The sequence below is a fragment of the Terasakiella pusilla DSM 6293 genome (assembly GCF_000688235.1).
Taxonomy (GTDB): Bacteria; Pseudomonadota; Alphaproteobacteria; order Rhodospirillales; family Terasakiellaceae; genus Terasakiella; species Terasakiella pusilla.
In genome coordinates, this window is sequence record NZ_JHYO01000048.1 from 1 (window position 1) to 11,599 (window position 11,599).

Genomic DNA, 11,599 nt, shown 5'->3' on the forward strand with positions numbered 1-11,599 from the left:
TTCGCAATGAACTTTTAAACGGAGAAATATTCTATACCTTGCAGGAGGCAAAGGTTCTGATTGAACGCTGGCGGCAGTTTTACAATGAAGTTCGTACGCACAGTTCACTGGGCTACAAGCCTCCGGCACCAAAAACACTCTTGCCTCGTCCTGATGTTCTGACTTACGCTACGCTCCAGTCGCCACATCAGGACGACAATAATAGCCAGAAACTAACATAGCGGTTGGACCACCAAAGTGGGGCACGTCAAATCGTCATAGACGGTTCTACTTAGGAAAGCTTTTAAGAGGGTCATTTCGCTGTATGTCTTTACAGTTTGCTTTCTTCCTTTCGTATCAAGCCGTTCTTCATATTGGCACTGATGACCATCAAGAGTTTTGCGAATTGATGGTTCACTTAATGGCTTTCCTTTTGTGTTTCTAACAGTACATTCCTGAAGAAGCAGGCTTATTTGCTTTATGTCATATTTCATTTTATCTCCATATTTTAAACAATAAAAAAGGAACTACCGTTGAATATGCTTTCAACAGTGTTCCCCCTTTTATTTATATTTATATATGAAGACAAAACGGGTTACGCAAATTCAAGAATCATTTAATCAATAAATAATGAAACTGTTATATCGTAGTTACGAAGCAATAACGTAGCAATAATGCAGTTGTGATGCATATTTAATGGTTCAATAATGTATCAATAATATAACCGTTATGCATCTGGTTTTTACATTATTTTTTCTTACCACATTATATTAGCTGAATACGGTTGTAATAAATTTGCAGATTTAGTATAACCGCTATTCCCTAATATATTATGTCATTGTTATTATTCTAGAATAACGAATATATTTAGCAATTCATACCGTTTCGAAAGCGGAATACAACGTAAACCGTAATGTTTTAATTTTGGGATTTGGCTTGAATAAATACTTTATTGCTAAGTGTGATTGCCAACGGTCTCACCTAATAGAGTTGATTGAACAAGCCGTTAAAACGAAAACTCCCCACCTAAAAGGCAGGGAGAATATGACTTAATGAACCGTATCGCTATTTTCAGAAACAAGACTATTGGGTTTAAATTCTATACCTTGAAGGCTTGCCTTATATCGAAGGGCTTTGTTTGTTAAAAACACATCTAGAAGGCCGTTTTTAAAGTACCTGCCTTTGTCTACACTCCAGTATCCATCTGATTCTGGAAAACCTCTTTCTGCTCTTTTTTGGATATTATAATATCTTTTAACCAGATAGCCTTCTTGTTCCAAAATACTCAGAGAATTACTGATATTTCGAACGAGCGGGTCTCTGATCTTCCTTTTGAAGTCAGTAAGAATAAGCATTTTTGAGAATTCACGAATACCCTCATCATTGATAAGCCTGACTTCTTCAAGCATTTGATGAGTGACCTGGATATGCCTCTTCAGAGTAACTTCTCGGCGTTCAATGTCTCTTTGGTTTTCAGAATACGGAATGCTGTTCTGAAGCCTTAAGTTAACGTTTTTAACAAACCCGTCTTTGTCAGCCATTAACAACAACATCATAAAAACTTTATGAGTTAAGTCGGGCTTATCCAAAATGTCTGTAAGACTGTTTTCTAATTTGAAATTGTTGTTAATCGCAACTTCATAGAGATAGTGACTTTTCAAATCGTCAATCTCTTCAAATTCCGCAGATTTGCTTATCTTTGCAGTTATTTCTTCAACGAGCTTTTTACAGCGTTCTTTGTCTTCTTTTGATAAATCTGGAAGACTTTCTTTTAAATCATTTTCTTCAATATTATTTAATAAATTATCGTCTGAAATGGCGTTAATATGATTTTCTAAATCTATTGTTTCTTCGTCTGTTATATCTTTCATTTTATTGTTAATCCTATATTACTAGATGTGGTCTCTTGGAAACACACCTAATAAATAAGATAACAAAATATATTATTTATTTCAATAATAATTTATTTAATTCAATTTTTTAACATTAACATATTGTTCAACAATGAATTCTTTATTCTCGATATTTTCAGACAAGCATTCAGATAAAACCTGATGTAAACCGTTAGGCATCATGCCAGTTGCTAACATTGCATCTATTGAAAATTGGGCATATTTTAACTGATTTATATTATTTTCATATAGTTCTTTCATATAATTTTCCTGTGGAATCTGTAACGCTTTTGTTGAGTTTTGTACTAGTTTCGCGCAACCTGTTTTAACCTACTTCACAATAAAAAAAATTATTTTACATTAAAACAAGTTGCGCCATGTCAAACGTCATCAACATAATTATATTAAATAAAAAGATTGAAAACAACCATAACAAAAGAATTTTATTATTTATTCTTCCTGCGTTTACAATATGCCTTAAAATCCATTTTAAAGCGTTTTAAGCATATCTTTTAATCTTAGGTATGCCATCATATAGGAAACATACAAATATGCGTTAAAAAGGTGTTTTCCATGCCTTTAAGATGGATTGTCATGTTTGGCTTTATGGAATACCTGCTTAATGGCCTAGTATTCTTCTAGGTGTGATTAGCAGCGACTACACCTTGGATAAGGTTGTCACACAAGAACTTTAATTGTAGGGCGGCAAGACCTTTAAAGGCTATAAGAGTCCCATCAAATCGTTATCAAGATCGCTAACGCTCATTCATTCAACGAAATCATCCTTGTTGAATCCTATAACTTGTTACGCATATCGGTTGTCTCCCAGATATTGGACGTTCTGCTTCCCAGAACTAAACTCCAATTCTTTCTACGGCAATTCCAACCCGAAGGTACGGCTATCGCACGCGCACGCGAATTTAGTTATCTAATAATAATATATTTCTTAGTTAGTGTAACCGTATCCTCGCAATATTTTTAAATCTACTGAAAACCGCAGTATTCAGCCATTTATAAAAAACATCAAAACAGAAAAATTTGCTTCTTTTTGGATTTAAGGACTAGTCAAAACGCATTTTTTAAATTTTTTATTCCTGTAACTATATCCTCGCAATAAGCCGTTTTTGAAAAAATAAGGCATTCCGCCAGCTTCAGACCGATGAACCTATGTCGGTTAGTGTAACCGTATCCTCGCACTTTTCCTGTGTCTATATCCTCGCAAACATAAACAACATCAAAATTGGCAGTTTTGCAGTAGATACAGGCATATTTTTAACAATGATTTTAAGGCTAAAGCGAATATAAAGGGGTATCAATATCCTCGGAAAAGCGGGAATCAAAAAAGCAGGAACCTAATGGACCCTGCTTTTTCATTTTCACACCTAGAACACCCATAACTGGATACATTCATTAATAATCAATTTAAACAATAAAAACATAAATGTCAATTTATTTATTTACTTTTTTAATGAATTTATGTTAATTTATTTACTCACCCTAGGATAAATAAATTATGGACACAATAAAATTAGAAGATAAAAGTGATATAAATAACATTGAGAATACGGCGGAAATTATTGAATTTCCTTCAGAATATTCTAAGTCATTTAAAGATTATCAATTTACATTAATACCTTATATTGCCAGCCTCATTTCATTTCCAGTCCAGCCTGTAGACACTGACTACTGGACTAGAGAAAGCTATTCAACAAGTGGCGTTCCAAGATATCGTTTTAGCATTTTAAGCGGGGTTGACAGTGATTTGACCCCCATAGGCATACCCTACGGTAAATACGCTATGTTGGCCTTTTATGCCGTTTGTAATTACTGCCTACAGAATAAAACAAAAACCATCATTATCTCTGACTTAAAGCGGTTTATGATAGATAACGAGATATATACCTTTGATAAAAGGGACGGCAAAAAAACCGTAAAGAAATCAGAGCTTGAAAAGTTTAAATTAACCCTTAAGCAATTGTTTTCATCAAGGTTATCTTGGATTTTTCACGGTAAACAAGAAGAGCAGCATTTTACAAATTATCAGAGACAGCATGATATCGAATGCGCTTTATCTGACAGTTATGACTTTTGGGAAGATAACCCAGACCCTATTGATGAATATCATCCCAAAATTGTTCTGACTGAAAAATTCTATGCATTTATAAAAAGGTATTTTTGTGTCGTAGATTTAAAAGTGGTTCCTGATCTGCTCAGAAAGAAAACGTCATTACCCTTGGCATTATATGTTTTCTTTTGTCGTATTGAACGAGAAGTCAGAACGGGTAACAAAGACCCTGATTTTTATTATTCATATTACCATTTAAATAAGCTTCTAGGTGCAAACTTTGAGCACATCCCAATGTTCAAACAAAAGCTTAAACCTATTGTCAAATATATAAACAACAACAAAAACATACATTTTAAACTCGAAGATGGATACGAAAAGCATCTTGGTACGAATAGAGATTTTGCGGTTTTACGTATAAAATTACTCAATGATGATTCATACAATAAATTATTAATTTAGTAATCTAATATAATAAGCGTGCCCGTTTCCTGTACAAGCGTGCCTGTATCCTGGCAAGAAAAGAAGCAGGGGTCATTTCGCTATAATGCAGAGAATTCCAATCATCTATGAGAAAGGATTTAAACCCATAAAATATAGGAGAAAACAAATGGACTATAATGAATTTTACAAAGAGTACATATCAACAGACCTAAATTTATTTAATTTAGAAATTCATAATCAGAATATGTACAAATGCTTTTTAATGGAGCAGCGTGAACCTTTTCAAAATGCTATAAATGCCAGAAATGACACCTTCAACAAGGTTTGTGAACTTGAAAAGGCAATTGCACCAGAACTGCTTAAAACAAAGCAATTATTCTCATCCTTATTGTTGAAAAGACATCCATCAGCAGGTGACGGTGAATCTTTTTACAACGATATTTTGTCTGGCTTTCGAACAGTAAATGCTGATGGTGCCAGATTAGCAATCGAGTACATTAATGCTCGTTTTTTCGAAGAAATATTCAATATGAATATGGCGCTCCCTATCTGGAAACGCTCCCTTCATATCGCAAAACTAGCTGAATTAGCGTATACCTTTAAAAAGGCATTATTAATCTGTAATAAAAATTCTATTGATAAATAAATTAATCGGCTCCTGATCCGTCAGGAGTCAATTTTTTAAACTTAGAAATAGACAGCTTTTCAGATAGTTTCCTAATGGATCACATTCACATATATGAAGTACTACACTTCCTTTAATTGGTAAGGAAAACTACAACATGCATCACAGAAGGCAACATATTGGAGTCATAACATTACTGATAACGCTGTTATCTAGTATGCAACTGCTATATGCCTCAGAACCTTTAAAGGTTGTCTTTGGTATCTCACGCCCGCCATATATCGAAAGCACGCCACCTAGCGGCATTTCCTGGGAACTGGCATCAGAAATATTCAAGCGAATGAATGTTAAATTTACGCCGTTTTTTTATCCTAACAAGCGTATGGAACAGTCTTTATTGCAGGGAACTGCCGATATCGTAGTCGAGATACAACCTACCAATTCTTCGTTGTACTACTCAAAACCTTTCATTTCATATCAAAATTTTATTGTTACCCGTAAAAAAGACAACATTACCTTTAAGAATTGGAAAGACCTTTCAGGATTTAAAGTCGGTGCATGGCAAGATGCCAGTAATAACCTTGGAAAAGCATTTCAAGCAGCAGTTCCTTCATTTAAAGGCTATGAGGAGTTTTCAGCTCAGAAAAATCAGGTCCAACGCTGGCTTCTAGGTTCTTTGGATGCAATTGTAATTGATGAAACCATTCTTTATTGGTGGATTCAAAAATTATCAGCACATCTACCAAATCATAAAATTAACGACCTTGACTTGGCAATAGACCTCTTTCCCGTTCCAAAACAAAGTCAACTTTGGTGGTATGTCGGTTTTAAAGATAAAAAATTAAAAGACATGTTTGACCATTATCTACAAGAAATCCGAGATGATGGAACATATGCAAGAATTAGAAACCAATATAAAATACACCCAAATTAATATTAAATGAGATAAAAACTATCCCCCCACCATCTAGGAACTCATGGAAGTGATATTCCCTACTCATATTGGCAGAAAGGCTATGACGAAAGAGGGGGCAACCCGCTGTCAATTTATTTGGCAGCGTGCTATTTTTTGGAATTCCACGCTTCTATAATTTTGTCTTCTAAAATTTCATACTTAACAGGTTTCACAACAACACTATTGAAGCCATTTTCGAGGAAGTCTTTAATATGCTCTGATATGGCATCTGCCGTAAACGCGATTATAATTCCATCTTTATTCGGCCCATCACCATTTCTAATTTTTTGGGTTGCCTCTCGACCATCCATGTTTGGCATCTGAACATCCATAAGAATAACTTCATACTGGTTCTTCTCAGCCAATTCCAATGCTTGAACTCCATCATCTGCAACATCAACCAGATGATTATTCTTTTGCAATATACCAGAAATTACTTTTTGGTTTACTGGGTTATCTTCTGCTAGCAAAATTTTCAAAGCTTCAAGACGAACGCTATTCTGTTCGCTATATTCTGGTTTTTGGCATGGTTCAGCATCAATTGATAATTTGAAGACACTACCTTCTCCAAGTTCACTTTCTACAGATATATCGCCATTTAGTAATCCTGCTAATTCTTTGGAGATTGTTAATCCAAGACCTGTTCCACCGTATTTTCTATTTGTACTTCCATCTGCCTGGGTAAACCGTTCAAAAATCTCTTCTGCTTGCTGAGGTGTCATTCCAATACCTGTATCAGATACAGATACGACCAAACACGTATTTTGTTTTACTAATTCAAGCGTTACAGCACCTTTATCAGTAAATTTAATCGCATTGTTTACCAGATTGGATAAAACCTGTCTGAAACGCATACCGTCAAAGATAAACCATTCATCGAATTCTTGTGGTGATATAAACTTGAAATCCAGACCTTTCTTTCGGGCAACTGCTTTAAATGTTTCATGAACCTCAGAACATATGAGACTCGGATTATTTGGAGCCAATTCTAGTTTAAGTTTGCCTGCCTCAATCTTTGATAAATCTAAAATGTCATCAACTAACGACATTAGGGCATTTGATGAACTGTCCAAGTGTTTTAAACTTTGATTAGCTTCTGCATCTAATGATGAATTACCCTTCAACAAATCTAAGCCGCCCTTAATCCCCATCATAGGTGTACGTAATTCATGGCTCATATTTGCCAAGAATTCGTTTTTTGCTTTGTTGGCTTGAAGAGATTTTTCCAGCAAAACTTTAATTTCGCCTGCCTGTCTTTCAATCTCATTGTTCAATTGATTACGAACAGCGTTTATTCCAATAAAAATCAAAATTTCAATAACAAAGAAGCCAAAAACTGCATAAATAATGTTTGTAAGAGTATTGTCGTATAGCGATGAAAACTTATGTTCTACCGTGCTCCACATTACGACATTGCCTACTGGTACTTCACTGTTATCTCGAATACCAATATAGTCTCGAATACCAAAGCTTGTAAGCATATATCGCTGTCCAGAGATATCAACAACACTTGTTCGAAGTTTAAACGGCTCATTTTCACGACTAGCGCTTAAGTCAATATCACCGATAATATCAAATAATTTCTCATCCGACTGGGCTTCAACAAAGCAACCACACACTTCAACATGATTACCGCCCATTCCATTTTTCCATTTAACTTCAGAAACTCTTTCTCCATTCAACAATACGGCAATACTGGCACCGATCTGACTTTCTAAAACATCAATAATTTCAGAGAACGAAGTTCCTGCTTCTAGAACGCCAATAAAGTCACCCTTCTGTTCAGTTTTAGAAGGTGCATATACTGGAACCGAGCCTCTAAGGCCCGCATAAATACGTCCGAGTTCAAAGCCTTGACGGGGGGTTTTATCCTGCATTGTGTCAACAATCATATGTCTGAGAGGTGACAAATCATCCCCCCATTTATTTTGCCTGTGAACACGTAATAGGCTGATGTCAGGGGCGACATGGAAATGTAGTTGACGAACAAGGAAACGGTTTTTCATTTCCTTCCAACTATTTTCAACTTTTTGATAGAGTTCGTCTCGATATCGCTGAGTTGGAATATCTTTTATATTGTTACCCGATGCCTTAAACGCATCTGCTGTTTTTTTAAAGGTTGCCTGTATGCTTGGGTCATTCGCAACGTATGTTGCCAATTGCGACATGTTTGCGGTTGTCATTGATAAGGCAACTTCAAAACTAGTCTGAAACTGCTTACTCTGATGTTCCAAATCGTATTGAAGGTTTTCTCTATCGTTATAATAGTTAATTAGAACGAAGAAAGCGTCAGCGATAAAAATGCATAAGGTTATATATAAAAATATTTTTTTGTTATTATACGACATTTTCACGCTCCAAATGGGTTCATTCTCATTATCATAATTTTGTGTTCATTTAAACAGCACATGATATCAATACATATAAAGAACAGAAAGGATTGTATATATGTCTAAGAAACCAATCCCCCTCCCAGGAACTCGTGGAAGCGATATTCCTCACCCAGTTGATGTCAATGTTGGCAAACAGCTCAAACTGAAACGCACACTTGTTGGCCTTACCCAAGGTGCTTTAGGTGAACGGATTGGACTGACATTCCAACAAATTCAAAAATATGAGCGAGGTGCAAACCGTGTTTCAGCATCAAAGTTATGGCAATTGAGTAATATTCTTGATTGTCCTATTGAATACTTTTTTGAAGATATGCCTGAAAACGTCAGAAACGAGTTTCCTGGCTATGAAGGCTATACATCTGAGGCCAACGTACCTGAGGAGGAGCTAACACTTCACAGAAGGCAAACTCTGGAACTGGTTAGAGCGTTTTCAGATGTTAAAGACCAAAACATCAGAACTCAGGTCAATAAAATGGTCAAAGCAATGGCTGGAGTTCACGAAGAAGACTAAAGGGGTCATTTCGCTCCCCTCCCAGAAAACAAAAAGGTCTCAACAACTGAGACCTTTTAAATTCGGAAATTAATGTTTTGCAAACAATCGCACTATTGCGACTTTGTAAATTAATTATAACTCATTTTATTATTTATTGAAATAAACAAAAGGCACAGAATGTATTTTCCGTGCCTTTAATGCTTTATGTTTGTGGATTTTTTGTTCTGAGGAATGACCTATTTCATTCCTTATTTAATTAAATAATATAATAAAACATTGTTTATTTCAAATTTAATTTGTATATTAATAATTGTATACAAAAAATTATTTTCGAAAAAAAAGGAATTAAGGAGATGAAGAAATATTTATTAACAGGATTATTTTTAGGAATATCTTTATTTAGTTTTAATCCAACCAATGCAGCAGATTCGACGAGTTATACTGCTGTTGATGTACCTTGGGAAGAACCAACGGCTAGACGTGCTAGAACATCAGATTATGCTACAAGTGCAGGAAATGGCGTAAGAACAGGTTCTGGAAGTACGCTAACTTTATCTAATGGACAAACCGTTACCCTTTCAGGCGGTTCATCAACCGCACCTTCCTATAGAAATTGTTCCAATCCTACAACAGGACATGGAGGAACAAGGCAACGACCATTTGGGTGTGGGTATTATTCGGATATTTGTAGTAATGGGTCTTGGAGACAAACGGGCTATTATTATGGCCCTGGCTGTAACTAAACCAAAACAAGCCTCCTTAATTGGGGGCTTTTCTTTTATTCAATAGACAATAAAATTCTCAGTGTGCTATCAAGAATTTATGCTTCACAAAAACCAGCTCATCAAGAAAACAAATATAGTTTATACACCCTTACATTTAAGTAGGTGGCTAACTGATTTAGTGCTTTCAGTACATAAACCGTCCTATATTTTGGACCCTTGTAGTGGCGAGGGAAATCTCACTAAATTCTTCGATGGCGTTAAAGTTAAAGAGTTCGAGATTCAAAATGGAACGAACTTTTTTAATCAGCATAAAAAACTGCCTAAAGTTGACCTTGTTTTAATGAACCCGCCCTATGTAAGCGGTGATAGGACTACATTTATGCCTGAAAAGTTCCTAAGGCATGTCCTAGACATCGTTCCTGAAGGTACGCCTATTGTAGCTGTAATGCCGTTCAATTTCCGCTTAAACTGTAGAAAAAACAGTCAACGACTTCGTTTTTTAAATGAGTTAAATATTACTTCAGTGATAACTTTGCCATTTAATATTTTTCAGGACACTCTTTATTCAACTGAGATTATATGTTTAAATTTGCCGCAATTAAAAAGCCACTACACTTATATTCCACCTGACTCAGAACTTGTGACCAATCGGAGAAAACAGATGTCATCTTTCAAATTGATTGAGAAACATAAGCTTAAAAAAATGAATGTTGCCGATCTTGAAGCCTTGGTCTCTGAGATTTCTGAATACATCGAATATAAAAAGAAAGATGAAGCAGTTAATACAAGGCAAGAAGTACAAGATATGCTTTCTGCCAAGGGTTTGACATTTGAAGAAGTATTTGGCGTTGAATCTCCTAAAGTTAAAACAAAGCCTAAGTCTAAACCACGTTCAGGAATGACTGCTACTCCTAAAGCTAAGAAAAAGGCTACTCCTGTTAAAAAGAAAGCTGATGGCAGAGGCGCAGCTCCTGTTGCTCCTAAATACATGAACCCTGCCAATCCAGAAGAAACATGGTCAAAAGGCGGCATCCCAACTTGGGTTAAAGGCATAATGGAGGAAAAGGGCATCACCATTGAAGAGTTTAAGGCATCTCCTGATTATTTAAATCCTACACATCCTAATTATGAAGAATTCAAAAATAAACTATCGAACACATAAAAATTTATTGCCGTTCGATATTTTATTTACAAAAGGCGACTCATTTTTAATCGAGTCGCCTTAATTTTATGCATTAAAATATAATACAATATGTTGTTTTATAATGGCTTATGAAAACGGCACAAATTTAATTTCAAAATTTCCTAGTTTGTTTTTATATTTATTTCGAATTTAGTATTTATTCATTTTTTGTTTTCATATCTTGGTGAATGTGATCAATAAAAATAGTCCTGTTTAATTAAATGAAGGACAAGCCCAATGAATACAAATATTGAATTCGATGAAAAAGCTTTCAACAAAGATATTGAAGAAAACGAACCAATTGACATCAACGAATGCTTTGAACGCTTACATAATAAAGATGTTACTGACCTAAAGCTTGAGTATGCCATCGAGTATATCATTGAATTGATTGAAAATTATGGTGAGCATTTTGTTAAATACGACAATGACAAACAGTTCGTTATTCTTGAATATTGTACCGATGACGAGGAAATGGCGCATCCCTTTGGCTGTACGCCACAAGAGTTCGAGAACAATTTGACCGTCAGACTACAAATGACGTGCCCCACTTTGGTGGTCCAACCGCTATGTTAGTTTCTGGCTATTATTGTCGTCCTGATGTGGCGACTGGAGCGTAGCGTAAGTCAGAACATCAGGACGAGGCAAGAGTGTTTTTGGTGCCGGAGGCTTGTAGCCCAGTGAACTGTGCGGACGAACTTCATTGTAAAACTGCCGCCAGCGTTCAATCAGAACCTTTGCCTCCTGCAAGGTATAGAATATTTCTCCGTTTAAAAGTTCATTGCGAAGCTTGCCGTTAAAGCTTTCGTTATAGCCATTTTCCCAAGGTGACCCCGGCTCAATAT

The 11,599-nt window shown here is 35.6% G+C and carries 12 protein-coding genes; 8 read left to right on the top strand and 4 right to left on the bottom strand.

What is annotated here, in order from left to right; translation table 11 throughout:
• On the top strand, nucleotides 1–221 hold a 221-nt coding region (locus Q397_RS25460), incomplete at its 5' end, for an integrase core domain-containing protein (protein WP_038014909.1).
• 807 nt (nucleotides 222–1,028) lie between these two features.
• Here Q397_RS25460 and Q397_RS0119240 read toward each other — a convergent pair.
• Complete coding sequence (locus Q397_RS0119240) at nucleotides 1,029–1,850, bottom strand: hypothetical protein (RefSeq protein ID WP_028880787.1); 822 nt, start codon at nucleotides 1,848–1,850, stop codon at nucleotides 1,029–1,031.
• 96 nt (nucleotides 1,851–1,946) lie between these two features.
• The gene (locus Q397_RS0119245; protein WP_028880788.1) at nucleotides 1,947–2,132 is read right to left on the bottom strand and encodes a hypothetical protein; all 186 of its coding nucleotides are present in this window, start codon (nucleotides 2,130–2,132) and stop codon (nucleotides 1,947–1,949) included.
• Nucleotides 2,133–3,384: 1,252 nt separating this feature from the next.
• Between Q397_RS0119245 and Q397_RS0119250 the strand changes: the two genes are divergently transcribed.
• From Q397_RS0119250 to Q397_RS24520, 3 genes are all read left to right on the top strand, one after another.
• On the top strand, nucleotides 3,385–4,398 hold the full coding sequence (locus Q397_RS0119250) for a hypothetical protein (RefSeq protein ID WP_028880789.1): 1,014 nt from the start codon (nucleotides 3,385–3,387) through the stop codon (nucleotides 4,396–4,398).
• A gap of 148 nt (nucleotides 4,399–4,546) precedes the next feature.
• The gene (locus Q397_RS0119255; protein WP_156950803.1) at nucleotides 4,547–5,026 is read left to right on the top strand and encodes a hypothetical protein; all 480 of its coding nucleotides are present in this window, start codon (nucleotides 4,547–4,549) and stop codon (nucleotides 5,024–5,026) included.
• Nucleotides 5,027–5,222: 196 nt separating this feature from the next.
• Entirely contained in the window at nucleotides 5,223–5,939 is a 717-nt protein-coding gene (locus Q397_RS24520; protein ID WP_169738020.1) for a substrate-binding periplasmic protein, read from the top strand.
• 128 nt (nucleotides 5,940–6,067) lie between these two features.
• On the opposite strand, the gene Q397_RS24525 is transcribed toward Q397_RS24520, so the two are convergent.
• Entirely contained in the window at nucleotides 6,068–8,308 is a 2,241-nt protein-coding gene (locus tag Q397_RS24525) for a hybrid sensor histidine kinase/response regulator (RefSeq protein ID WP_051610367.1), read from the bottom strand.
• 100 nt (nucleotides 8,309–8,408) lie between these two features.
• Between Q397_RS24525 and Q397_RS0119270 the strand changes: the two genes are divergently transcribed.
• From Q397_RS0119270 to Q397_RS0119290, 4 genes are all read left to right on the top strand, one after another.
• Nucleotides 8,409–8,864 carry a helix-turn-helix domain-containing protein gene (locus tag Q397_RS0119270; protein ID WP_028880792.1) on the top strand — a complete coding sequence of 152 codons (456 nt, stop codon included), beginning with the start codon at nucleotides 8,409–8,411 and terminating at the stop codon, nucleotides 8,862–8,864.
• A 335-nt stretch (nucleotides 8,865–9,199) separates the two neighbouring features.
• Nucleotides 9,200–9,589: a hypothetical protein gene (locus Q397_RS25115; RefSeq protein WP_156950804.1), complete on the top strand. Its 390-nt coding sequence runs from the start codon at nucleotides 9,200–9,202 to the stop codon at nucleotides 9,587–9,589.
• A 79-nt stretch (nucleotides 9,590–9,668) separates the two neighbouring features.
• Entirely contained in the window at nucleotides 9,669–10,733 is a 1,065-nt protein-coding gene (locus Q397_RS0119285; RefSeq protein WP_028880794.1) for an H-NS histone family protein, read from the top strand.
• A gap of 258 nt (nucleotides 10,734–10,991) precedes the next feature.
• Nucleotides 10,992–11,330: a hypothetical protein gene (locus Q397_RS0119290; RefSeq protein ID WP_028880795.1), complete on the top strand. Its 339-nt coding sequence runs from the start codon at nucleotides 10,992–10,994 to the stop codon at nucleotides 11,328–11,330.
• Here the strand turns inward: Q397_RS0119290 and Q397_RS23480 are convergent.
• Nucleotides 11,322–11,599 (bottom strand): integrase core domain-containing protein (locus Q397_RS23480; RefSeq protein WP_240475105.1); only part of this gene is annotated, 278 nt, incomplete at its 5' end. The genes Q397_RS0119290 and Q397_RS23480 overlap by 9 nt on opposite strands.